Source organism: Paraburkholderia phymatum, assembly GCF_038900715.1.
In the GTDB taxonomy this organism is placed as follows: Bacteria; Pseudomonadota; Gammaproteobacteria; order Burkholderiales; family Burkholderiaceae; genus Paraburkholderia; species Paraburkholderia phymatum_A.
In genome coordinates, this window is the sequence record NZ_JAYMRZ010000005.1 from 206,870 (window position 1) to 229,633 (window position 22,764).

At 65.2% G+C, this 22,764-nt stretch carries 20 protein-coding genes; 5 read left to right on the forward strand and 15 right to left on the reverse strand.

Annotated elements, in window-relative coordinates:
• Positions 1-15 precede the first annotated feature (15 nt).
• The 6 genes from VSR68_RS11990 to VSR68_RS12015 all read right to left on the reverse strand — a co-directional run bounded on the left by VSR68_RS11990 (position 16) and on the right by VSR68_RS12015 (position 5,692).
• Positions 16-630 carry a flavin reductase family protein gene (locus tag VSR68_RS11990; RefSeq protein ID WP_342940050.1) on the reverse strand — a complete coding sequence of 205 codons (615 nt, stop codon included), beginning with the start codon at positions 628-630 and terminating at the stop codon, positions 16-18.
• A gap of 336 nt (positions 631-966) precedes the next feature.
• A complete protein-coding gene (locus tag VSR68_RS11995) occupies positions 967-1,902 on the reverse strand; it encodes a 3-hydroxyacyl-CoA dehydrogenase family protein (protein ID WP_342940051.1) in 936 nt (311 codons plus the stop codon).
• 171 nt (positions 1,903-2,073) lie between these two features.
• Positions 2,074-2,358, reverse strand: a complete 285-nt coding sequence (locus VSR68_RS12000) for a hypothetical protein (protein ID WP_342940052.1) — start codon at positions 2,356-2,358, stop codon at positions 2,074-2,076.
• Positions 2,359-2,831: 473 nt separating this feature from the next.
• A complete protein-coding gene (locus VSR68_RS12005) occupies positions 2,832-2,990 on the reverse strand; it encodes a hypothetical protein (RefSeq protein ID WP_342940053.1) in 159 nt (52 codons plus the stop codon).
• Between the two features lie 374 nt (positions 2,991-3,364).
• Positions 3,365-4,807: a hypothetical protein gene (locus VSR68_RS12010; RefSeq protein ID WP_342940054.1), complete on the reverse strand. Its 1,443-nt coding sequence runs from the start codon at positions 4,805-4,807 to the stop codon at positions 3,365-3,367.
• Between the two features lie 198 nt (positions 4,808-5,005).
• A complete protein-coding gene (locus tag VSR68_RS12015; protein ID WP_342940055.1) occupies positions 5,006-5,692 on the reverse strand; it encodes an MgtC/SapB family protein in 687 nt (228 codons plus the stop codon).
• 411 nt (positions 5,693-6,103) lie between these two features.
• On the opposite strand from VSR68_RS12015, the gene VSR68_RS12020 reads away from it, so the two are divergent.
• Positions 6,104-7,231, forward strand: coding sequence for an AGE family epimerase/isomerase (locus tag VSR68_RS12020; RefSeq protein WP_342940056.1), 1,128 nt, complete (start codon positions 6,104-6,106; stop codon positions 7,229-7,231).
• Positions 7,232-7,374: 143 nt separating this feature from the next.
• Here VSR68_RS12020 and VSR68_RS12025 read toward each other — a convergent pair whose 3' ends face one another.
• On the reverse strand, positions 7,375-8,985 hold the full coding sequence (locus tag VSR68_RS12025) for a methyl-accepting chemotaxis protein (protein ID WP_342940057.1): 1,611 nt from the start codon (positions 8,983-8,985) through the stop codon (positions 7,375-7,377).
• Between the two features lie 240 nt (positions 8,986-9,225).
• On the opposite strand from VSR68_RS12025, the gene VSR68_RS12030 reads away from it, so the two are divergent.
• Positions 9,226-9,684: a PaaI family thioesterase gene (locus VSR68_RS12030; RefSeq protein ID WP_090869765.1), complete on the forward strand. Its 459-nt coding sequence runs from the start codon at positions 9,226-9,228 to the stop codon at positions 9,682-9,684.
• A gap of 119 nt (positions 9,685-9,803) precedes the next feature.
• On the opposite strand, the gene VSR68_RS12035 is transcribed toward VSR68_RS12030, so the two are convergent.
• From VSR68_RS12035 to VSR68_RS12060, 6 genes are all read right to left on the reverse strand, one after another.
• Positions 9,804-10,652 carry an ureidoglycolate lyase gene (locus VSR68_RS12035; protein ID WP_342940058.1) on the reverse strand — a complete coding sequence of 283 codons (849 nt, stop codon included), beginning with the start codon at positions 10,650-10,652 and terminating at the stop codon, positions 9,804-9,806.
• A gap of 56 nt (positions 10,653-10,708) precedes the next feature.
• Positions 10,709-11,452 (reverse strand): SDR family oxidoreductase, encoded by a 744-nt coding sequence (locus VSR68_RS12040; protein WP_342940059.1) that lies wholly within the window; start codon positions 11,450-11,452, stop codon positions 10,709-10,711.
• 142 nt (positions 11,453-11,594) lie between these two features.
• Positions 11,595-12,425, reverse strand: a complete 831-nt coding sequence (locus tag VSR68_RS12045; RefSeq protein WP_342940060.1) for an amidohydrolase family protein — start codon at positions 12,423-12,425, stop codon at positions 11,595-11,597.
• A gap of 15 nt (positions 12,426-12,440) precedes the next feature.
• The gene (locus VSR68_RS12050; protein ID WP_342940061.1) at positions 12,441-13,481 is read right to left on the reverse strand and encodes an aldo/keto reductase; all 1,041 of its coding nucleotides are present in this window, start codon (positions 13,479-13,481) and stop codon (positions 12,441-12,443) included.
• Between the two features lie 52 nt (positions 13,482-13,533).
• A complete protein-coding gene (locus VSR68_RS12055) occupies positions 13,534-14,835 on the reverse strand; it encodes a UxaA family hydrolase (RefSeq protein ID WP_342940062.1) in 1,302 nt (433 codons plus the stop codon).
• A 16-nt stretch (positions 14,836-14,851) separates the two neighbouring features.
• A complete protein-coding gene (locus VSR68_RS12060) occupies positions 14,852-15,160 on the reverse strand; it encodes a UxaA family hydrolase (protein WP_342940063.1) in 309 nt (102 codons plus the stop codon).
• Between the two features lie 171 nt (positions 15,161-15,331).
• On the opposite strand from VSR68_RS12060, the gene VSR68_RS12065 reads away from it, so the two are divergent.
• Together VSR68_RS12065 and VSR68_RS12070 are read left to right on the forward strand one after the other, a co-directional pair.
• Positions 15,332-16,132 (forward strand): IclR family transcriptional regulator, encoded by an 801-nt coding sequence (locus tag VSR68_RS12065; RefSeq protein WP_342940252.1) that lies wholly within the window; start codon positions 15,332-15,334, stop codon positions 16,130-16,132.
• 163 nt (positions 16,133-16,295) lie between these two features.
• The gene (locus VSR68_RS12070) at positions 16,296-16,838 is read left to right on the forward strand and encodes a hypothetical protein (protein WP_342940064.1); all 543 of its coding nucleotides are present in this window, start codon (positions 16,296-16,298) and stop codon (positions 16,836-16,838) included.
• Positions 16,839-17,105: 267 nt separating this feature from the next.
• Here the strand turns inward: VSR68_RS12070 and VSR68_RS12075 are convergent, their stop codons facing one another.
• Positions 17,106-19,532 (reverse strand): GNAT family N-acetyltransferase, encoded by a 2,427-nt coding sequence (locus VSR68_RS12075; protein ID WP_342940065.1) that lies wholly within the window; start codon positions 19,530-19,532, stop codon positions 17,106-17,108.
• A gap of 499 nt (positions 19,533-20,031) precedes the next feature.
• On the opposite strand from VSR68_RS12075, the gene VSR68_RS12080 reads away from it, so the two are divergent.
• Positions 20,032-20,901, forward strand: coding sequence for a LysR family transcriptional regulator (locus tag VSR68_RS12080; protein WP_342940066.1), 870 nt, complete (start codon positions 20,032-20,034; stop codon positions 20,899-20,901).
• Positions 20,902-21,012: 111 nt separating this feature from the next.
• Here VSR68_RS12080 and VSR68_RS12085 read toward each other — a convergent pair whose 3' ends face one another.
• Positions 21,013-22,614 (reverse strand): peptide chain release factor 3, encoded by a 1,602-nt coding sequence (locus tag VSR68_RS12085; RefSeq protein WP_087732324.1) that lies wholly within the window; start codon positions 22,612-22,614, stop codon positions 21,013-21,015.
• Between the last annotated feature and the right edge of the window lie 150 nt (positions 22,615-22,764).

Sequence of the window (22,764 nt, forward strand, 5' to 3'; positions counted from 1 at the left end):
TTGAAGCGGGAATCGTCAGGATGTCGGACGGATCATCTGGAACATGTCGCCGATCTGCGCGTAGTCGGCGCGATAGCCCGCGCGCATGATCGGCTGCGCGGCGTGCGTGTCGAACAGGCCGTCTTTCAGATACTCGCTCCGGATATGCACGCCGACCACCTGGCCGAGCGCGAGCCAGTTGTCCATCGGCTTGCCGCTGAGGTCGTGCAACTGGACGATTTGCAGCAGCTTGCATTCGAGCGCCGCCGGCGATTCGCCGACATGCGGCACTGACACGTTGCGTCCCGGCGCGGGCGTGAGGCCCGAAAGCTGAAACTCGTCGACGTCGGGTGCAACGGGCGCCGACGTGCGGTTCATCTGCTCGGCGAGCGGACGCGTCGCGAGATTCCAGACGAACTCGCGCGTCTCTTCGATGTTGCGGATGCTGTCTTTGCGGCCTTCGCTGCAAAAACCGATGATCGACGGAAACGTCGCGAACGCGCCGAAGAAGCTGTAGGGCGCGAGATTCAACTGGCCGCTTGCCGCGCGCGTCGAGACCCAGCCGATCAGGCGGGGCGCGACGATCGCCTTGAACGGATCGTGTGGCAGGCCGTGACCGGCGGCAGGGTCGTAGAAATAGACGTCCGACATGATGTCGCTTCCTTTGTTTCGCTTTGGTTTCGTACGCTTGCGCGTGGTTTGCTTGGGCCGGGTTCCCTTGCGCCGGGTTTGCGTGCGCCGGGTTCGCGTGCGCCGGGTTCGCGTGCATCCGGCTCGCCTGCATCTGATTCGCTTGCGTCTGGTTCGCTTGCGTCTGGTTCGCTTGGGCCTGGTTCGCTTGCGTCTGGTTCGCTTGCGTCGGATTCGCTTGCGTCGGATTCGCTTGCGCCGGGTTCGCTTGGGCCTGGTTTGCGTGCATCCGGCTCGCCTGCATCTGGTTCGCGATGCTCAGCGGCGCTGCTCGGCGGCGCTGCTCTGCGCCACCGCTCAGCGTTCTCCGCGCTTCTGCCCGTTCGACTGGATCACGCGCCTGCGTCCCGCCTTCACCTTCGCGGCCTGCGCGTCGTCCCAGTCGTAAAAGCCCGCGCCGCTGCGCACGCCGACGCGTCCCGCCCGCACTTGCTCGCGCAGCAGATCGAGCACGTCTTCGTCTTTCGCGAGCGCCGGCATCAGATGGCTCGCGATATCGACGAACGTATCGAGGCCGCCCATATCCGCGCCTTCGAACGGTCCGACGATGCCCCAGCGCTTGCCCAGCGACGCCTTCATCACGCGGTCGACGACTTCGGGTGTCGCCGCGCCCGAGCGCACGATGTTCAGCGCTTCGCGCAACACAGCGAACTGCAGACGGTTGCCGACGAAGCCCGGAATCGCTTTCGACAGCACGACGGGCTCCATGCCCGTCGCGTTCATCAGCGCGACGGTCGCATCGATGACCTCTTGCGACGTATCGCTGCCCGGCACCACTTCGACGAGCGGGATCATATGCGGCGGATTCCAGTAGTGCGCGATCAGGAAGCGCTCTTTCGCGCGCAGCGGCACCGAGAGTTGATCCGGCGGAAAGCCGCTTGTGTTGCTCGCGAGGATCGCGTCGTCGCGCAGTATGCCCGTCAGCGCCGCGTAAAGCCGATGCTTCAGGTCGAGCACTTCCGGGATCGCTTCGATGACGAAGTGCGCATCGGCCATGACGTCGAGCGATGCGCTCGTTTCGATGTTCGCAAGCGCCGCCGCTTTCGCCTGCTCATCGATGCAGCCGGCGTCGATCAGTTCGTCGAGCACCGCCTGTGCCTTCGGCGCGACGCTGGCGAGCCGCGCGGGGTCGACGTCGTTGACGATCGTCCGGTGTCCGTGCAGCGCGCTCTGCGTCGCGATGCCGACGCCCATCAATCCCGTTCCCACCACGCCTACGACTGGCTTGCTCAATCCTCATTCCCCTTGCTGGTACCGTGCCGCTGATCAAAGCACGAAAGCATAGCGCAGCATGCGTTTTTCCGACGCCGGATACGACAGGGCCGGCGCGCTCTTGCGAGCGGCCGGCCCTGTTTTCGCCCCGGCGGCATCTCCAGCCGATGCCGTCAGGCTGACCTCAACGCGTTAGTAGTAACGCGGGGGCGGCGGACGGTGGCCGTGATCGCGATCGTGATACGGATCGCGGTCATGCGGGTGGTGACGCATCCAGTCGTCGTGCGCCCAGTAGCGGTGGCCGTCCCAGTAGCGGTCGCCGTGCCAGCCGATGTTGATCTGCACGCCCACCGGCATCATGTGCGGCTGCCCGTAGACGGGCGCATGCTGCGCAAAGGCGCTGGTCGCGCCAAGCAGTGCGCCGCCTGCAAGCACTGCCGCGATGATCGAACGCGTTGTCTTATTCAAGGCCTTCATGACTATTCTCCCTATCGAGTTTCGTTGCGAGCGACGGCTGAATCGACCGGGTTGGTCTGAGATTCGTGCCCTTCGCTTGAGAAGCACTTTAGCGGCGCAGACCTTTCACAGACGTGAGGACTTGTAAGCGCACATTCAAAAGCGAGACACATCAACGGATGAGGCTTGAAGCCGACACGCCCTGATTTCACAACGCTAAATGCGCTTCCGATCGTTTTCCTGGCTGGCCGGGCGCGAATCGCGCGTTACATTCATTTCGCCATCGAAATAATGAGCGACGGATTGCGACGCCGCGCGCAATACGGAACTTGGCTACGGACTGAATTCACGCCAATCGAGGCATAAAGCGCAAATAGCAACGCAAATAACAAAAAACCCGGCGTAGCCAGGTTCCTTGAATTGTTCGCCGCTTCTGGATGGCGGCGACATGCGCAGTGCGACGTCTTTTTGTCCGACGGCCGGCCAATCAGCGATCAGTCGGTCAGGCGGATGCCGAACAGCGTTGATTGCGACTTGCGAACACGCTCCGCTTCGCGATGGCGTGCTTCGTACGAGTAATCCGAATCCAGAGGCAAGTGAGGCGACGCGAAGAGCTCGCTAACCTTTTGGAACAGCGCGAAAAGATAGTTCATGGCGACTCCCGGTTGGTGGTGATCTAGGGTTTTCCCGTAAGAAGAAGTATAGGGTTTTCCCTAGTCAAAAGCTAGTGCAATGCAGCAATTTATCGGGCACAGTCTTTCGTCGCAGGGCGTTTGGGAGGATGTTGCGATGCGTCAAGCCCGCTAAATCAGGCTTGCAGACCCGCCCCTGTTTTTTCGAGACGTCGATGTGTAAATGCAACAGCCCGCTGAGCGTTGATGGCGTCGGCGCGGAGTAGACCGTTAGATGCGTTTTGCGCCTGCGGAAGGCCCAATGGCGAAACGCCGTCATATCGTTCGCGCGTAAATCGCCGATGTCGAAACAGGAGGGATTGCCGGCCGCGCACCGACGCAGCCAGCGTCGATGCCTAGTGAGCGTGCGCTGACTTCCGCCGCTGCGCGTGCTGGGCGTGCGCGACGTGCGTATCGGCGGGCTTTGCCGGCGCGGTCGCGGCAGCCGGTGAAGCAGGCGCCGGAGCTTGCGCACTGACGGGAAGGCTCGTCGTCGAGGAATCCGTGTCGAGCAGCGTCGCCAGCGTGGCCTGCTGGTTCAGCATCATCTGCTCGATGCGCTGTTCCTGCGCCGTCGACTGATGCGCGAGTCGCAACAGCAGCAACGTCTGCGCGATACCGATTGCAATCGTCATCAGCAGCGCGCAAACGACGATCGTCAGCAGCCATTTCATGCGCCGCGAGTGGTCGCCGGCAGCGCGGCGCTGGTCGGCGATCACGCCATACAAGGCGTCGACGGTATCGGCGAAGGCGGTCGCACGAGCCTGATCCAGTTCGGGCGTGGCGCGCGGCGAATGATGATGCGACGCCGTTGCGACGTAGGGCGCGCGGGTCATCGGCGTGGCTGGGCCGGGTGCGTTTGCGCGTGTCGTTTGTGCGGCTGGGCCGGTTGCGTTTGCGCGGGTCGGCTGCGTGGCTGAGGCCGTCGCGTTCGTGCCTGTCGTGCCTGTCGTGCCTGTCGTGCCTGTCGTGCCTGTCGCGCCGTTCCCGCCCTTTCCGTCGATTGCCCCTCTTCCACCACCTGGCTCCGCCAACGCATCCGATGCCGTCACGCCGCGCTCAGCCGTCGCGGCTTTGGCGTTCGCCGCGACGGAGCGCTGCGCCGCGCCGCCGGACGCCAACGCCTTTGCGCCTTCCTTCGGCTCGGCAGATTCAGCCGCCGTTGCGGAAGCCTGGCGCAGCGCCGCCACGCTTCGCATCACGCTTGCTGCTGCCAGCGATGCAGTCTGCGACGCCGTATCGCCCGTCACCTTTGCAATGCTCGCCGACGTCGCCGTCTGCGTCGCCATGCCGTCTTCAGCCGCAGCAGCACGCGACGCTTGTCCATCAGCTGCACTGCTTTCAGCCACAGCCGCAGCCGATTCCGGCAAGCCCGCTTCCGTTTCGATCAGCATCTGCCCGGCGTGCGGATCATCGGCTGGCGTCGGTTCTTTCGACGGCGACGCCGCCGCGCGCGCCGCGCGCAGCCCCGCTTTCGCTTCCACCGGCCCCGCCGCAAAGCCGCTCGCATCCGACGCGCCCGCCGCAGCCAGCACGACATCGGGCAACTCGAAGCCGGCCAGCGTGCCCTGCCGCACGTCGATGTTCATCGCATGCTGCTCGGCGCGGGCCGTGTCGTCGGGAAACAGGTCGAGCGTGCTGTCGTCGCGCACGGCATCGCTCAATTGCGCGAGACGCTGCGCCGAGCGCGCCGCCCGCGCGAGCTTGTTTTCCGTTTCGGGAGAGACAGCGGACGCGCGCCGCTTCTGCGAACGGGCGCGCGCCGGGCGGGAAATCGTGGAATCTGCGGAATCTGCCATGAAGGAAAGCGGGAAAGGCAGCGTTCGTCGCCTGTCAGGCGCCGCTACAACATGCCGTCAGCGTGTTTTAGAGCCCGCATTGTCTCACGCAAAAGGGGACACAGAAATGGATCGCTGGCCTTTTTGCGACGGGCTTCGCGTGCGAGCGGCGCGCGTCGTTGATCCGTTCGGCGCAGGTCCGCGTCCGCTGATGCCCGCTCAGGCCGGCTCCCCGTTTTCGCGAAAGTCCTTCACGCCCGGCAGCGCTTTCAGCTGATCGCAAATCGCCGTGTATTCCGTCGTCGACACGCGATTCAGCGTGATCAGCACTTCGTCGAACTGGGGATCGTCGTCGCTCTGCTGCATCACGAATTGCTTGACGCGCGGGCTCGCCGGACCCAGCGCTTCGTGCAGCGAATGGAACGTCATCGAGCCGCGCTCGACGACGAGCGTCAGCTGGCGGCGCTGCTTGACCGTGATGAAGCGTTTTTCGATCGGCTTGACGCCTGCGAGGATGGCCAGAACGATGATCGTCGCGGCGATCGACGCCGTGTACAGTCCGCCGCCGACAGCAAGGCCGACGGCCGCGACGGACCACAGACTCGCCGCCGTGGTCAGCCCGCGAATGATCGAGCCGCGCAGCAGAATCGAGCCCGCGCCGAGGAAGCCGATCCCGGAGACGACCTGCGCGGCGACACGCGACGGATCGAGCACGACGTGCTCGGTGCCTAGCACGTCCGCGAAGCCGAACGCGGAGACGATCATGAAGAGCGCCGAGCCGACGCACACGAGCATATGCGTGCGCAGCCCCGCGGCCCACGAAAGCCGCTCGCGTTCGAAGCCGATCACGCTGCCGAGCACCGCCGCGAGGACGAGCCGGGAGATCAGTTCGACGTTGCTAATCATGTTGTTCTCCTGTCGGCTGGAGTTAGTGCTTTAGCACTTACTCCAGCCCCACGCAGAGCGGTCGGCTGGAGTTGGTGCTTTGGCGCCTTACTCTGGTCCCATGCAGAGCGGTCGGCCAGAGTTGGTCCTTTAGCACTTACCCAGCCGCACGCAGAGCGGTCGACCAGAGTCGGCGCTTTAGCTGTCGGCTGGAGTTAATGCGTCGGCACTTACTCCAGCCCCATGCAAAGCACTTACTCCAAGCCCCATGCATCACCCCGCCCCAGAAACAACCTCACCGCGACATCGCCGCTGCCCCAGTTTGCGCAATAAGCATCGCGCGCGGTTTGCTATGCTGTAGCCCCGGCGCGCATACGGCCCGCATGCGCTTCACATCGCGCCCACGACTCCACTCATCGAATTCCTGCAACCATGAACCCAACCGCATCCACGCCCGAACTTGCAGCCGCGCTGCGCGACCACTTCGCGCGCGTCATCCTGCCGATCTGGCGAGGGCCGGGCTTCAACGCGTCGCTCGGCCTGCCGTATGAAGCCGTCGCAGCCGATGGCCACACGCCGCTGCCCGTCGTCCGCTATCGCGCGATGGCGTGCGCGCGGCAGATGTTCGTGTTTGCGCTTGCAGGTGAGATGGAGCATGCGCTGCGCCTGTTCGAATCGCTGATGCGTGTCTTTCAGGACAGCAAGCATGGAGGATGGTTCTATAGCGTCGATGCGCAAGGCGCGCCGCTCGACACGACCAAGGATCTCTACACGCATGCGTTCGTTGTGTTCGCATGCGCCGAATACGGCGCCCGCTCGGGCAACCGCGATGCGCTCGACGTCGTGCATCGCGCATCGTCGCTGATCCAAGACCGCTTCGCCGCGAACGATGGCCTGCTGCACGCGGCACTCGGCGCCGACTTCGCGACGAAGGGCGAGATGCCGCTGCAAAATCCGTTGATGCATCTGACGGAAGCGTGGCTCGCAGCGCGCGCGGCCACGCAGGACGCCGCGTTCGACACGGCGCTCGTGAAGCTCGGCGAAGCGATTGCGCGCACCTTCGTGCATGAGCCGACGGGCTGCATCGCTGAACTGCCTGTTGACAGCGCGGGCGGCGCAGGCGGCACAGGCAGCGCGGACAACAGGCTCGAGCCCGGCCATCAGTTCGAATGGTTCTGGCTCGTGCAGCAGGCGGGCGATGTGCTCGCGGGCTCGGGCTTGCGCGAAGCGCTGGCGCGCGCGTTCACGTTCGCGCACGAACGGGGCGTCGATGCGGCCACGGGCGGCGTGCATGCCGCGCTCGACGAGACGGGCGGCATCAAGGACTCGACGCAGCGCATCTGGGCGCAGACGGAATATCTGCGCGCGCTGGCCGTGCACGACGACGCCGCCATCCGCGCGCTGCTGCCGCAACAGATCGAGCGCTTCAAGCCGCGCTTCCTGCACGCGCAGGGCTGGGTCGAATGCAAGACGCTCGCGGGCGAGGTCGCTCGCGCCGACATGCCTTCGACGACGCCCTATCACCTCGCCACCGCCTACGCCGCATTGCCTTCCGCATAACAGGCGCCTTTAACGACGGCGGCGACGCAGAACAACACGAGCACCGCAAAGACAAAGCCCGCGAAGCAAGTCGCTTCGCGGGCTTTGTCATATGCGATCTGCGATCTGCGATCTATCCGCGCCCCAGGCGCTAACGCATGCGCTCAACTGCCAACCGGCTCGCTGAACCCAGGCGCGATCGCGTGACGCGTGCGTTGCGACGCGAACACGACATCGGCGATCTCGAACGCCGACACGGCGTCCTTCAACTGCCGCGTCTGCTGATGCAGCGACGAAGCCGCCGCCGCCGCTTCCTCGACGAGGGCCGCGTTTTGCTGCGTCATCTGGTCCATCTGCACGACGGCCTGATTGACCTGCTCGATGCCCGTGCTCTGTTCGTGCGACGACGCGCTGATCTCGGCCATCATCTGCGTGACGCGCGAGATCGAATCCGACACGTTGCGCATCGCTTCGCCCGCGCGTTCGACGAGCGCCGATCCGCCCTGAATCTCGGCCACCGATTCGCTGATCAGTTCCTTGATTTCCTTCGCCGACTGCGCGCTGCGCTGCGCGAGCCCGCGCACTTCGCCCGCGACGACGGCAAAGCCGCGTCCCTGCTCGCCCGCGCGCGCCGCTTCAACGGCCGCGTTCAGCGCCAGGATGTTGGTCTGGAACGCGATTCCGTCGATCACCGTGATGATCTCCGCGATGCGGTCCGAGCTTTGCGCGATGCCGTGCATCTTCGTCACGACCTGGTTGACGACATCCGTGCCGCGCGAGGTTGCATCGAGCGCCGTCTCGGCGAGCGTGTTCGCTTCGCGCGCGTGTTCGGCGTTCTGGCGCACGGTCGCCGTCAGCTCCTCCATGCTCGACGCCGTCTCTTCGAGCGACGCCGCCTGGTTCTCGGTGCGCGCCGACAGATCGGCGTTGCCCGTCGCGATTTCGTCCGCGCCGATATGAATCGAATCGGCTGCTTCGCGCACGGTCTTCACGGTGCGCGCGACGCTCGCCTGCATATGCGAGAGGCCCAGGAAAAGACGGCCGATTTCGTTCGTGCCGCGCTCGGCGATCGGCTGGTTCAGGCGGCCCTGCGCGATGCGCTCGAAATGGCGGCCCACTTCTTCGAGCGGCCCGACGACGCCACGGCGCAGCACCACGTGTACGCCGATCGTGCCGCCCAGCAGCAGCGCGAGAATCACGAGACCGACCGCGCGGAACATCGTCTCGCGCGCATCGATCGAGTCGAGCGACGCACGGCCCGCCGCATCGCCGAATTGCGTGAAGTTGCGCAGTTCCGTCAGATACGCGTCCTGCATGCCTTGCGTCGGCTGATCGAGGAACGCCTGGATGTTGTTGGTGTCGAGATACTGCGCGAGCTCGCCGAGCGCCGTATGCAGTTTCTGGTACTTCTCGTTGAGCGCGGCGGCGCGCGCGCTGTTTTCGTCGTTGAGCTTCTGCGCGTTCATGAACACCGCGAACGAACGCTCGGCGGCGGCGATCTGCTCGCGCGCATGCTGAACGATGTCGGTCGGCTCCGCGCCGCCGCGCACCATCCGCGTGCCGGCGCGCGAGAGGTTGATGCGCGCGTCCATCAGATGCTGCGTCGTCTCGTTGACGGCGTTCACCTGGCGCAGCGCGACATTCGCCAGATCGCCGACGTCGTCATGCGTGCGCGTCATCGACCAGAAACCGAGGCCCGCCGTCACCAGCTGGAAAATGCAGAAAGCGGCCAGAACACATAGCAGGCCGGATGCGACCTTGATCTTGCTGAACATCGAGACACCTGAATAGCTGAGAGGACGGGAGTGCATCCGGGTTTACGGCAGTGCCCGCCGTGCCCTTGAGCCTTCGCCGGAAAAATTACCCGTACATGCGAATTCTGAAAGGCGCGCCGTTGCGTCGCATCGAATTCCGCAATAATTGCCGCGCAATCTTTTCGAATTCCCTTGACGCGCCGCATTCATGCTTCCTAGAGTGGGGACATCGCCATGCGGGCCCTGCCCGAAGGAACGACGATGACCGATCTACTCGATCGGGCGCGCGGCGCACTGCACGCCCAGCCATTCAGCGTATTGCTCGGCACCGAACTGATGTACGTCGGGGCGAACGAACTGACGCTGTGTCTGCCGATCCGCGATGAATTGCGGCAACAGCATGGTTTCGTGCATGGCGGGGTGATCAGCTATCTCGCCGATAACGCGCTGACCTTCGCGGGCGCGCTGGCCCTCGGGCCGAGGGTCGTGACGGGCGAGTACAAGATCAACTATCTGCGGCCCGCGGTGACGGGCGTGCTGATGGCGCGCGCGGAAGTGGTGTACGTCGGCAGGCAGCAGGCGACGTGTCAGTGCAACGTGTTCGTCACCGATGGCGACAGGGAACGGCTGATCGCCGTCGCACAGGGCACGATCAACCGGATCGGCGACGGCACGGAAGACGAACCCTTGCGCGCGGACGAAAGACGTCATCGCGAATGAAAAGAAAAAAGCCATCCGGACATCGTGTGTCCGGACGGCTTTTTCTCTTCGTAGATGATGCTCTGTATGCGCAAATGAACGCGCAACGCGCCGTTCGATGGATCAGGACTCAGCGCGAATCACTCCGCCGCATACGTCTTCTGCTGCTGCTCGCCGAGACCTTCGATGCCGAGCCGCACCGTCTGCCCCGCCTTCAGATAAACGGGCTCGGGCTTCACGCCCATGCCGACGCCCGGCGGCGTGCCCGTCGAGATCACGTCGCCCGGTTGCAGGCTCATGCACTGCGACAGATACGACACCAGCTTCGCGACGCCGAACACCATCGTCTTCGTGCTGCCGTTCTGATAGCGATGGCCGTCCACTTCGAGCCACAGCTTCAGGTTCTGCGGGTCGGGCACCTCGTCGCGCGTGACGACCCACGGACCGATCGGGCCGAACGTATCGAAGCCCTTGCCCTTGTCCCATTGCCCCGCGCGCTCGATCTGCCATTCGCGCTCGGACACATCGTTGATCACGCAATAGCCCGCCACATAATCGAGTGCATTCGCTTCGTCGACGTACTTCGCTTCCTTGCCGATCACGACGCCCAGTTCCACTTCCCAGTCGGTCTTCTTCGAGCCGCGCGGAATTTCGATGCCGTCGTTCGGACCGACGATCGCGCTCGTCCACTTGTTGAAGACGACGGGCTCGGTCGGCACGGGCAGATTCGATTCGGCCGCGTGGTCCGCGTAGTTCAGGCCGATGCACACGAACTTGCCGATCTTGCCGACGCACGGCCCGATGCGCGGATTGCCTTCGACCACCGGCAGCGACGCCGGATCGACTGCGCGCAGTTTCGCGAGCGCGGCGTCCGTCAGCGTGCTGCCGTCGATGTCGGCGACCACTTTCGACAGATCGCGAATCTTGCCTTGCGCATCCAGCAAGCCCGGCTTTTCCTGGCCTTTCGGTCCATAACGAAGCAATTTCATCGCTGCAGTTTCCTCAGTTCAGTGATTCAGGTTCATCGATGCCTACGCTGCGCGGCTCAGTTCGACCAGCCGCCGTCGATCACATGCGCCTGGCCCGTCGTGAACGCCGATTCGTCCGACGCCAGATACAGCGCCAGCGCCGCGATCTCTTCCGGCTTGCCCACGCGGCCCATCGGCTGGCGCGCGACGAACGCCGCGTGCACCGCTTCGACCGTCGCGCCTTGCGCCTTCGCCTGTTCCGCGATGCGCTCTTCGAGCGAAGGCGAGTGTACCGTGCCCGGACAGATCGCGTTGCAGCGTATGCCGCGCGTGACGAAATCGGCGGCGACGGACTTGGTCAGTCCGATCACGGCCGCTTTCGATGCGCCATACGCGAAGCGATTCGGCACGCCCTTCACGCTCGATGCCGCCGACGACATGTTGATGATCGACCCGCCGCCCTTCTCCAGCATCGCGGGCAGAAACGCGCGGATCGTCCGGTACATCGCCTTCGCGTTCAGAGCGAAAGCGAAGTCCCAGTCTTCCTCGCTCGCTTCGAGAATCGAGCCCGCGTGCACGTAGCCCGCGCAATTGAACAGCACGTCGATCGCGCCTAGCTCGTCGGCGAGCGCCTTGATCGCCGCGCCGTCGAGCACGTCGAGCTTGCGCGCTTCGACCGGCTTGTCCTTCAGCGCGTCGATGCGGATGTCGGTCGCGATGACGCGCGCGCCTTCACGCGCGAAAAGCTCGGCCGTCGCGAGTCCGATGCCTTGCCCCGCGGCGGTGATCAAGGCCGTCTTGCCGGCCAGTCTTTGTATCATCTACGGCTCCTGTTGGATTGGCGTTTGAGTCATACCGGGTATTGCAGCGGCTGCTCACCGGCGCGATCGTGAAAATGTCGCCGTGCGGATTCAGCGGCTCGATTCAGAGGCCGCATTCAGCGGCTCGATTCAGAGGCTCGATTCAGAGGCGATAGAACGCGGCCGCGTTGCCGCCGAAGATGTCATCGCGCTCCGCGTCGGAGAGTTGCGCGAGCAGCAGCGTCGCGATCGAATGCCACAGCAGATAGTCGCCGTTCAGGTTCAGCACCGGCCAGTCGCTGCCCCACATCAGTCGCTTCGGCCCGAACGCGGCAAGCAGATGATCGACGTATGGGCGCAGCGTCGCTTCCGTCCAGCCTTGCGCGGCCTCCGTCGCGAGGCCCGACAGCTTGCAGTGCACATGCGGCGATTGCGCGAGCCGCGTGATGCCTTCGGCCCATGCGTGCCAGCCCGCGCTGCCGTCGCGGATCGCCGGCTTTGCGCCGTGATCGACGACGATGCGCAACTGCGAAAAGCGCTTGATGAACGTCTCCAGCGCGTCGACGTGGCGGGTGAAGATCAGCGCATCGAAGGCGAGATCGTTCGCGATCAGCGCATCGACGGCCGGCTTCAGCGCGGGATTGGCGATCCAGTTGTCGTCGGGCAGGTCTTGCAGCATCGGCCGCACGCCCTTGAATTTCGGCTCGCGCGCGAGCGCTTCGATCAGCGCGGGCGCATCGGCGTCGAGCATCGGCACCCATCCGACGACGCCCGCAATCGACGCCTCGTTGCGCGCGAGTTCGAGCAGATAGCGCGTTTCTTCGACGGTTGGCGCGGCCTGCACGACGACCGTTTGCGCCACGCCCGCCTTTTCGCGCAGCGGCGCGAGATCGGCGGGACGGAAGGTGCGATAGAGCGGGGCGAGATCGGGCGTGAGCCAGCCGTAGTCGCCGCGCTCCGGATTCCAGTAATGCTGATGTGCGTCGATTTGCATGATGTCGTTGAGCAACTAGTTCTTCGGCACGGGCGCGCGCGGATCGAGCAAGTCCTTGTCGCGCAGCGCCTGCCACAGTTCAGCGGGTATCGGTCGATCGAACGACGCGACGTTCTCACGCAGTTCATCCGCATTGCGCGCGCCCGTCAGCACGTTCGCGACGGCGGGATGCGCATACGGAAACTGCAATGCAGCGGCAGCAAGCGGCACGCCATGCACCTTGCACACCGCTTCGAGACGTGCGACGCGCGCAATCACGTCGTCGGGCGCTTCGCCGTAATTGAACTTCAGATCGCCTTCGACGCCCCGCGCGAGAATCCCCGAATTGAACGCGCCGCCGAGCAGAATGCTGACGTTGCGCTTTTCGCATTCGGGCAGCAGATCGTCGAGCGTCGCCTGTTCGAGCAGCGTATAGCGGCCGGCGAGCAGCGCGCAGTCGATGTCGAAATCGCGCATCGCATCGAGTATCGCCGCGCCTTCGTTCACGCCGAGGCCCACCGCTTTCACGACGCCTTGCGAGCGCAGATCGTCGAGCGCGCGAAAGCCGCCGCCTTGCGTCAGCTGCTGCCAGTAGTGCGCGTTGCTGTCGCCGTGCGTAAAGCGGCCGATGTCGTGTACGAGAAGAATGTCGATATCGACGATGCCGAGCCGCTGCTGGCTGTCTTCGAACGAACGCAGAATGCCGTCGTGCGTGTAGTCGTAGATCGCTTCGAACGGCAACGGGTTTTGCCAGCCTTCGCTGCCGTCATACGGATTCCTGCGCGGCACGAAGCGGCGCCCGACTTTCGTCGACAGCACGAAATCGCCGCGCGGATAGCGGCGCAACGCATCGCCGAGACGATGCTCGGCTTTCGTGTGGCCGTAATGCGGCGCGGTGTCGAAGAAGCGCACGCCGGCGTCCCACGCGGCCTCGACGGCGCCGAATGCCTCGTCGTCGGAGAGATCGCGATAGAGCCCGCCAAGCGGCGCCGTGCCGAGACCGAGGCCCGTCACTTGCAGCGCGCGTGCGCCGATGCTGCGGCGCTTGCACACGTTAGAACCCGGCGTGTTCGTCATTACGAGTCTCTCCTGTCGTGACTCATGTCGTGCGCGTGAAGCGATGCAGCGCTCACCGCTCCGTCAATCCAACGACCCGCTGTAGCGAAGCCGCATGGAAAGGCAAGCACGCGGGCCCCACGGGCTCGAAAGTCTTGTACGTAAGAATAAACTCCTGATGCCCGAGCGACTCCGATTTCGACGCCGCGCCCCGCGCGACGGCGAGCGTGACGTCGAACACCTCGCGGCCCACGTCGTCGAGCGTCGCGCGGCCTTCAAGGATACGCCCGGCATCGACATCCATGTCGCCGGACAGATTGCGATACGTGTTCGGGTTCGCGCAGACCTTGATGACGGGCGAGATCGCCGAGCCGACCACCGAGCCGCGCCCCGTCGTGAACAGAATCACATGCGCGCCGCACGCGATCAGCTCCGCGATTTCCGCGTTGTCGCTGATGTTCGGAAAGCCGAAGCGCGGCTCGCCGTCGGGCACGACGTCGAGCAGGTAGAGGCCGCCCGTCGGCGGCACGTCGCCGGGCTTCACGATGCCGACGATCGGCGATGCGCCGCTCTTCGCATACGCGCCGAGCGACTTCTCTTCCTGCGTCGTGAGTCCGCCGTCCGCATTGCCGGGCGCGAAGCTGCCATGGCCGAGGATCGAGTAATAGCGCGCGGCCTTCGCCACGCACGCGACGATCTCGTCGCCCAGATCGTCGCGCGCCGCGCGGCTCTTCATATGGAACTCGCAGCCGACCAGTTCGCCCGTCTCCTCGAAGATGCAGGTCGCGCCCTGCTCGATGAAACGATCGAACGCGCGGCCCACGGCGGGATTCGCGGTGATGCCGCTCGTACTGTCCGAGCCGCCGCAGATCGTGCCGATCACCAGTTCGGACAGCGCCATCGGCACTTTCTGCTGCTGCGCGAGTTCGCTGCGCGCGTTGCGCACCCAGTCGACGCCATATTGAATCGTGCTGCGCGTGCCGCCCTTTTCCTGGATCGTCAGCACGTGCGCGGGGCGTCCGCTCGCGCGCACGAGATCGGCCAGATAGTGCTTGTTCATGCTCTCGCATCCGAGCGAGACGAACAGCACGGCGCCGACGTTCGGATGCGTCGTCAGCTGCTCCATCATCTTTTCGGCGTAGCTGTTCGGATAGCAGCCGGGAAAGCCGATCAGATGAACGGGCTCCTGATCCGCCGAAGGATCGTCGAACGCATCGAACGAAGGGCGAAACTGCGCGACGATCTCGCGTGCGACGTGATGCGCGCATTCGACGAGGTACGCCACCGCAACCACGTTGCGGATGCCCTTGCGTCCGTCGCTGCGCAAATAGCCTTGCAGCTCGGCGCCGTTTTCTGTTGCTGAAGTGTGGGTCATGAGTTCCTTGCCCGTGTCAGTGATGGACGAATGCGTGGCCTGCTTCGTGCGTGTACGTCGGCAGGTAGTCGCTTTCGAGGTTGTGCGTATGCAGATGCTCGCCGCGCGCGACGTCGGCCGTCACATGGCCGATCGCGGCGCCGTAGCGCAGCACCTTTTCGTCGGCGCGCAACGGGCGGCGCGCGACCTTGTGGCCGAGATCGATCGTCTTCGCGAGCGTCACGCGCTCGCCTTCGATATCGATCTGCGTCCCTGCATCCAGCCGCACGGCGGCGATCAGGCAGTTGTCGTCGGGGTTCAGCAAAATCAGGCGGGGATCGGTCATGCCATTCTCTTAATTCATTAATGAACGTATTATTCATATTCGAACTTTGGCAAGTCAACCGGTGGCCGACTGATTGGCGTGGGTGTTTTCCCTGGCGCGCCGTGCCCTGTGTGTCAGTCCGTTGACGGCCGATAATCGATGCAAATGTCAAACACCAACCGATTTCCGACGATGGACGTGGAAGACAAGGAAGACGCCGACCGTTATCGCGCCCCCGCGCTCGACAAGGGGCTCGACATACTCGAATTGCTCGCCGAGCAGAAAAGCGGCCTGACGCGCGCCGAGATCACGAAGCTGCTGGGACGCAACGCCAGCGAGATGTACCGGATGCTGGAGCGGCTCGTCGCGCGCCAGTACGTCGTTCGCTCGGCGGGCGGCGACCGTTACTCGCTGAGCCTGAAGCTCTATGCGCTCGCGCATCGTCATCCGCCGATGAACCGGCTGATTTCCGAAGCGTTGCCGCTGATGCAGCGCTTCGCGGCGCAAGCCGAGCAGTCGTGCCACCTGGCCGTCTACGACCGAGGCAATCTGCTCGTGATCGCGCAGGTGGACGGCCCGGGCACGTGGGGCATTTCGGTGCGGCTGGGCGCGCGCGTCGGTCTGATCGACACGAGTTCGGGACGCACGATGCTCGCGTTCCAGACGCCCGAGCAGCGCACGCACATGCTCGCCGAGCACACGAAGGTCAAGGGCGAAGTGACCGTCGATCACAATGCGCTCGAAGCCGCGTGCGCGAAAATCCGCGCGGCCGGTTTCTCGCAGAAGGACAGCCAGCAGATATTCGGCGTGACCGATCTGACCTTTCCGCTGCTGACGGCATCGGGCCAGGCGATTGCGGCGATGACGTGTCCGTTCCTCAAGCGCATCGACGAATACGTCGCGCCGTCGCTCGACGAAGTCACGCAGATGCTGCGCGAGACGGTGCAGGGCCTGTCGGTGTTCGCGGAACCGGAGATGCGCGCGGCTTCCTGAGCGACCGATGCGCGACCGATGCGCGACCGATGCGCGAGCTGTCGTGCATCGCGCGCGCATTCGATCCGAATGGGCAAACACGTTGCGTTAGAATGTCGGCCCTTTTCCGAATCGACGACTTTCGCCGCATGCGTTCTCGCGCATGCGCGCTCACTGATACGCAATGGCCAAACTTCTGTCCGACCTCGAATTCCAGCGTTTTTCCGAACTCCAGCAGAAGCAGGCAAGCTTCACGATCACGAGCGTTGAAGCCGATGAACTGCGCGACATCGTGGCTCGCGCGCAGCAGAAGCGCGACGACCGCGCCGCCGCGATGCAGCAGATCGAGACCTTCATCGCGCAGTTCGACATCACGCCCGACGAACTCTTTTCGGCCGATCAGATCGGCGACGCGGCCCGCAACTTCGGCTTGATTCCCGCTGCAAAGAAAGAGCGCGTGCTGCCGCCGACGGTGACGTTCAATGGCAAGCCGTATCAATGGACGCGCGCGCTGCCCGACGAAGTGCGCGTGCCGCTCTTCGAAGCGTTCACGGCGGGGCAATCGGTGAAGGCGTTCATCGCGACGCCGAAGGACGCGATGCGCTGCGCCGCGACGATCGCGCGTCTGGAGCGCGAAGCGGGCGCGGCGTACGCGCCCGAGTGGCTGGAGGAATTGTCGGTGTCGCGCGAACAGGTCGATGCGGCGGCGGCGAAGCTCGCGGCTTGATGAGAGTTTCCACACGGCAGACGCTTCGTCGGTGCCTGCCAGAACATCACAGCGCATGACAGCACATGAAAACGGCGCGCCGAAATCCGGCGCGCCGTTTTTTTATGCGTGAGACGGCACCGCTGTATTCGAACTCACGCCGATTCGACGGGCAGCGGCACACCCTATCGATGACGGAAACGAGCGCGACGACAGAAAGCCTTGCCCGATCGGAAGCCAGTGCGCGCCGGCTCACGAGTCGTGACTTCGCCGCTTCTGCGTGCTTCGTCAACGCGCGCCTTGGCACGCGCGCGATGCGCCATAGCCGGGCGCGCCGCCCTTGTCGCCGCCTCGCGGTGATTCAGGCTGATCGAGCGCCATCCTGAAGCCCACGACGCCCGGATCCTCCGTCCGCGAGGCCGTAAAGCCGACGGCCGTCGCGAGCCCGATCATCGCCGAGTTCTCGCGCAGCGCCTCGCCGATGAGCCAATGCGTGCCGCGCGAGCGCGCGTACGCGATGATGCGCTCCATCAGCAGACGCCCCAGTCCCTTGCCCTTCTGGTCCGAGCGCACGGCCATCGCGAACTCGGCCGTTTCGTTGTCGGGGTCCGCGACCGCGCGCACGACGCCGAGCGTACGGATCGAGCCGTCATCGTTTCGCGTCGTCGCGATCAGCGCCATCTCGCGGTCGTAGTCGATCTGCGTCATGCGCGCGAGCTGCGAATGGTCGAACCGGCCAACGGCGCCGAAGAAGCGCAAGCGCAGATCGTCGGGTGTCATCGACTCGACGAACTCGCGATGCGCGTCCTCGTCCTCGGGGCGGATCGGCCGCACGGTGATGCGCTGGCCGCGCCAGTCGAGCGTTTCTTCGTAGCGGCGCGGATACGGCATGATCGCGAAGCGCGTGCGGTTCGCCGACAGCCGCAGACGCGGCCCGACGATGGCCACGCCGTTACGCATCACGCGTAGCACGAGCTTGAGCGAGACGATCTCGCGGATCTCCGACACCGCCTGCGAAATCGACGTCAGCGCGTTGAGAACCGGCTCGTGCGCGACCTCGCGCGCATACGCCGAATTCGACAGGATGTCGTCCGACAGAACCGGGTTGAGGGGCGGCAGGCCGAACACGCACATCGGCCGCGCCTCGTCGTGCTCGGGCGGCGCGGTGAAGCGGAACACGGGGCCGAAGTTGTCGTCGTCGCGCAGCTCGACGGTGATATCGACGACGGCATCGTCGCGCGCGTCGTCGGGCACCGTCCGCAGGCCGAAGTGCGCAAGCAGCCGCGCCGCTTCGTCGCCGTCGAGCTCCGTCACGCCCGACGACAGCGCGGCGCACGCCTGCGCCTGGGCCGCATCGATGGCTTCGGGCACGCGCGCGGGCTGGCCTTCGGGCGTCTGCATCAGCAGCTCGCGCACGAGCCGGTATTCGACGAGACGCTCGAACGCGCGCGCGAGCCGCTGCGGCGTCGTGTGCACGGGGATGCCGTGCTCGTGCAACGCATCGCGCGTCTCGCGCTTCACGCCGCCGAAAAAGCACGCGAGCAGTCCGCGATACGCGTAACGCTGATTCGCGATCAGCGCCTGCGCCACTTCCTCGACGGGCGCGCTGTGCGTCGACGCATGCACGACGAACGCGGTGCCCGTCGAGCGCTGGTCGGCCAGCACCTTCAGCGCCGTGCCGAAGTGCTCGGCGCGCGCGTCGCTGCCGAGCAGCAGCGGATTGCCCGGCCTCGCGCGCGGCAACGCCTGTGCGAGCGCATCGACGGCACCAGGCGGACACGGCGCGAGCGTGTCGCCGGCGGCCTTGAAGGCGTCGGTGGCGAGCGTCGCGACGCCGCGGTCGCTCGTGATCAGCGTCGCCGTCGCGCCCGCCGCGACGCGTCCCACGCCGAGCGTTTCGATTTCGTCGAGCAGATCGTCGAGGGTATCGACGCGCACCACGCCCGCGCGGCGGAACGCGGCGGTGTACAGCGCATCGGCGGGATCGCTGCGGCCCGAGCGCAGCGCAAGCACCGGCTTGTTGCGCGCCGCCGCGCGCGCCGCCGACATGAACTTGCGCGCCGCCTTCACCGAATCCACTTCGAGCAGGATCGCGCGCGTGCTGGGGTCGCTCGCGAGATAGTCGAGCACGTCGCCGGCATCGACGTCGGCTTCGTCGCCGAGCGCCACCGCGTGCGAAAAGCCGAGGCCGCGCGCATGCGCCCAGCCGAGCACCGCGTTCGTCAGCGCGTTCGACTGCGATACCCACGCGACGCCGCCCGAGCGCACCGTCACGGAAGGCGCGCCGAGATGCGCCTTGAGCGCGGGCGTCACGATGCCGAGGCTGCCCGGCCCGACGACGCGCAGCAGATGCGGTCGCGCGGCCGCGAGCGTGTGCCGGACGTCGGCGCGGCCGTCGTCGTCGCGCGCCTCGCCGACGATGATCGCCGCGCGCGTGCCGTGGCCGCCGAGCGTGTGGACGATGCCCGGCCACGTCGACGGCGGCGTGCAGACGATGGCGACCGTCGGCGCATCGGGCAGATCGCCCGCGTTGCCGACGCACGCGTGGCCGTCGAGCATGTCGTACTTCGGATTGACGGCCCAGACGGGGCCGTCGAAGCCGCCTTCGATCAGGCGCTTCCACACCATCGCGCCCGTGCTGCCCTCGCGATTCGAGGCGCCGATCACGGCGACGGATTTCGGTCGAAACAACGCGTCGAGATTGCGTACGGTCACGGTCGCTCCGCGAGTGAGGTGGGCGCGCGGCTGGGTTCGGCCCGGCTATTTGGCGAGGCTCGGCTGGGTTCGGCTGGGTTTGACCGGGTTTGACCGGCTTTGCCCAGTACGCGCGCGCGATTTCATCAGGATAGGCGAAGAGCAACGACACCGTGATGTCCGCGCGGGCACGGTGCCGCCCGTCGTGCGCTATCGCCGCCGGTTTGCGTCCGATGTTAGCGGATGCCTTTGGGGCCAGAGCTTGCATTCCGCCAATGCGACACCCCGCCGCGCCTTTTGCAATGCGGCCTGCGCCCGCTTTCGCGCCGTCTTGCGCACCATGTAGAATCGCCCGACGACGCGCGGCGCGGCTCTGCGTTGCGGCGCCGTGGCCGGCGCGCTCAGGTGCATTCAGGTTGCGCTCACGTTGCACTCGAGTTGCCGGGCCAGGGGGAAGCGCGCCCGCGGGCTGTCTGCCGGAAGCGGGACACAAAAGAACGATGAGACTGAAGGAAAATCCATGCGGCGTCTGCCCTCGCTGATTGCGTTGCGCTTTTTCGATGAGACGGCCCGGCACATGAGTTTCAACCGCGCGGCCGTCGCGCTATGCGTCACGCAGGGCGCCGTCAGCCGGCAGATCAAGATTCTCGAAGAATCGCTCGGCGCGAAGCTGTTCGAGCGCGATCACAAAGGCATCCGCCTGACGACGGCCGGCCAGCAACTGCTGCCGTGCGTGTCCGAAGCATTCGATACGCTCGAGCGCGGCACGCTCCTCGTCACGACGGCAAAGGGCCGCCGGCGGCTCGTGCTCTCCGTGCCGCCGACCTTCGCGACGCAATGGTTTTCGCCGCGCCTGGGCTCGCTCGCGATCGAGCTGCCCGACGTCGTGCTTTCGGTGCGCACGGAGCCCACCGACGACTGTCACTGCAACATCCGCTTCGGCCGCGACGCGCTGCCCGATGCGCATTCCGAACGGCTGATGATCGAGCGGCATACGCTGGTCGGTGCGCCGCGGTTCGCGGGCGAACCGCTCGACAGCCTGCTTGAAACGCTGCCCGCCTTGCACGTGCTGCACAACGACGCGCGCCTGAACCTGTGGCCGGACTGGCTCGACAAGGCCGGCCTGCCCGCGCGCTACGCCGAAAACGGCATCGAGTTCTCGACGCTCGAACAGGCGATCCACGCGGCGCGCAAAGGCGTGGGACTCGCGGTCGTCGATCGCAACATGATCGTCGAGGAACTCGGCGAAGGCAGTCTTGCGCCGATGTCGGACGTCGAGGTCAGCGGGCCTTATGGGTATTGGCTCGATATCGCGCCGCGCCACGAGACGCTGGAACACGTGCAGGCGTTTGCAAGCTGGCTGCGGGAGCAGGTGCTGGAGATGTCGTAGAGCGCGAGGCCGTTCGCAACAAAAAGCAAAAAGCCGTGTTCGTTTTGACGAACACGGCTTTGTCGTTCAGCGGCGGAGAATTGTACGAATTGCGTACGAACCGCGTGACGGTTACATCGCTTTCCTGAACGGCGCGCCCGAATGCTCGCGCAATTCGTTGAACACGATCTTCGGCCACGCCTTCTGCGCGACTTCGATTTCGGAGATGTGCGACGCGAGGTACGTCGGCGCTTCGGCGGCGTCGTACGCGATACGCGGCGAGTACGAATCGCAGAAGCGGCGCAGTTCGGCGGCGTCGTCGCACGTCACCCAGCGCGACATGCGGTAGCGCGCGGGCGACATCCGCACGTCGACCTTGTATTCCGTCGACAGCCGGTGCGACACCACTTCGAATTGCAGTTGCCCGACGGCGCCCAGAATCATCAGGCCGCCGACGACGGGCCTGAACACCTGGATCGCGCCCTCTTCGCCCAGCTGCTTCAGCGCTTCGCCGAGCTGCTTCGCACGCATCGGATCGACCACTTCGACCGTCTGGAAGATTTCCGGCGCGAAGAACGGCAAGCCGACGAACTGCAGCAGCTCGCCTTCCGTCAGCGTATCGCCGAGACTCAGCGTGCCGTGATTCGGAATGCCGATGATGTCACCCGCGTACGCTTCGCTCACCGTCTCGCGGCGCTGCGACAGGAACGTCACGACGTTGTTCGCGCGAAACGTCTTGTTGTTGCGCGTGACTTTCAGCGCCATGCCGCGCTCGAAACGGCCCGAGCACACGCGGATGAACGCGACGCGATCGCGGTGCGCAAGGTCCATGTTCGCCTGCACCTTGAACACGACGCCGGTGAACTTCGGCTCGTCGGGCTGCACGGGACGCTGCACGGTCATCCGCGCGGACGGCGGCGGCGCGAGATCGACGAGCGCGTCGAGAATTTCCTTCACGCCGAAGTTGTTAATCGCCGAGCCGAACAACACGGGCGACTGCTGGCCCGCGAGAAATTCGTCGCGGTCGAAGCTGGGCGTCGCGCCCGTGATCAGCTCGATTTCTTCCTTCGCGCGCACCCACGCGTGGCCGAAGCGGCGCTCGCCTTCCTCGTCGCCGGGCGCGCGCACAGTCTCGACCTCGCCGCCGAGCGTGTCCTGACCCGCGCGGAACACGCGCACCTGATCGTTCTGCACGTCGTAGACGCCCTGGAAGTCCTTGCCCATGCCGATCGGCCAGGTGAACGGCACGGCCGACACGCCCAGGTGCTGTTCGATTTCGTCGAGCAGATCGAGCGGCTCGCGCACTTCGCGGTCGAGCTTGTTGATAAACGTGACGATCGGCGTCTTGCGGCTGCGGCACACTTCGAGCAGTTTCAACGTCTGCGCTTCGACGCCGTTCGCGCCGTCGATCACCATCACGGCGGCATCGACGGCCGTCAGCACGCGGTACGTGTCTTCGGAGAAGTCTTCGTGGCCCGGCGTATCGAGCAGATTGATCACGCAATCGCCGTACTCGAACTGCATCACCGAGCTCGCGACGGAAATGCCGCGCTGCTTTTCGATCTCCATCCAGTCGGACGTCGCGTAGCGGTTGCTCTTGCGGCCCTTCACGGTGCCCGCGATCTGGATCGCGCCCGAAAACAGCAGCAGCTTTTCGGTGAGCGTGGTTTTACCCGCGTCTGGGTGGGAAATGACCGCGAAGGTACGGCGGCGTTTGAGTTCGGAGACTGACATGAAAATAAGGGTCGAACTTGCGGGCGACGGGAGGGACAAAGCGCTGTCCGGCGCGACGACAGGCCTGGCTAGCTGCCCCGCAAAAGTCTGTGAAAGCGGCGATGATACACGTGCCGGGACAGGTCATGGATTTTTGGCGTTCTTCCTCCG

Bases quoted from the DNA above. Each gene is read 5' to 3' on its own strand.
- VSR68_RS12085 (WP_087732324.1), bottom strand. From the start codon at position 22,614: ATGTCAGTCTCCGAACTCAAACGCCGCCGTACCTTCGCGGTCATTTCC.
- VSR68_RS12060 (WP_342940063.1), bottom strand. From the start codon at position 15,160: ATGACCGATCCCCGCCTGATTTTGCTGAACCCCGACGACAACTGCCTG.
- VSR68_RS12025 (WP_342940057.1), bottom strand. From the start codon at position 8,985: ATGTTCAGCAAGATCAAGGTCGCATCCGGCCTGCTATGTGTTCTGGCC.
- VSR68_RS12050 (WP_342940061.1), bottom strand. From the start codon at position 13,481: ATGACGAACACGCCGGGTTCTAACGTGTGCAAGCGCCGCAGCATCGGC.
- VSR68_RS12000 (WP_342940052.1), bottom strand. From the start codon at position 2,358: ATGAAGGCCTTGAATAAGACAACGCGTTCGATCATCGCGGCAGTGCTT.
- VSR68_RS12005 (WP_342940053.1), bottom strand. From the start codon at position 2,990: ATGAACTATCTTTTCGCGCTGTTCCAAAAGGTTAGCGAGCTCTTCGCG.
- VSR68_RS12065 (WP_342940252.1), top strand. From the start codon at position 15,332: ATGGACGTGGAAGACAAGGAAGACGCCGACCGTTATCGCGCCCCCGCG.
- VSR68_RS12070 (WP_342940064.1), top strand. From the start codon at position 16,296: ATGGCCAAACTTCTGTCCGACCTCGAATTCCAGCGTTTTTCCGAACTC.
- VSR68_RS12055 (WP_342940062.1), bottom strand. From the start codon at position 14,835: ATGACCCACACTTCAGCAACAGAAAACGGCGCCGAGCTGCAAGGCTAT.
- VSR68_RS12020 (WP_342940056.1), top strand. From the start codon at position 6,104: ATGAACCCAACCGCATCCACGCCCGAACTTGCAGCCGCGCTGCGCGAC.
- VSR68_RS12045 (WP_342940060.1), bottom strand. From the start codon at position 12,425: ATGCAAATCGACGCACATCAGCATTACTGGAATCCGGAGCGCGGCGAC.
- VSR68_RS12010 (WP_342940054.1), bottom strand. From the start codon at position 4,807: ATGGCAGATTCCGCAGATTCCACGATTTCCCGCCCGGCGCGCGCCCGT.
- VSR68_RS12040 (WP_342940059.1), bottom strand. From the start codon at position 11,452: ATGATACAAAGACTGGCCGGCAAGACGGCCTTGATCACCGCCGCGGGG.
- VSR68_RS12030 (WP_090869765.1), top strand. From the start codon at position 9,226: ATGACCGATCTACTCGATCGGGCGCGCGGCGCACTGCACGCCCAGCCA.
- VSR68_RS12035 (WP_342940058.1), bottom strand. From the start codon at position 10,652: ATGAAATTGCTTCGTTATGGACCGAAAGGCCAGGAAAAGCCGGGCTTG.
- VSR68_RS12080 (WP_342940066.1), top strand. From the start codon at position 20,032: ATGCGGCGTCTGCCCTCGCTGATTGCGTTGCGCTTTTTCGATGAGACG.
- VSR68_RS11990 (WP_342940050.1), bottom strand. From the start codon at position 630: ATGTCGGACGTCTATTTCTACGACCCTGCCGCCGGTCACGGCCTGCCA.
- VSR68_RS12015 (WP_342940055.1), bottom strand. From the start codon at position 5,692: ATGATTAGCAACGTCGAACTGATCTCCCGGCTCGTCCTCGCGGCGGTG.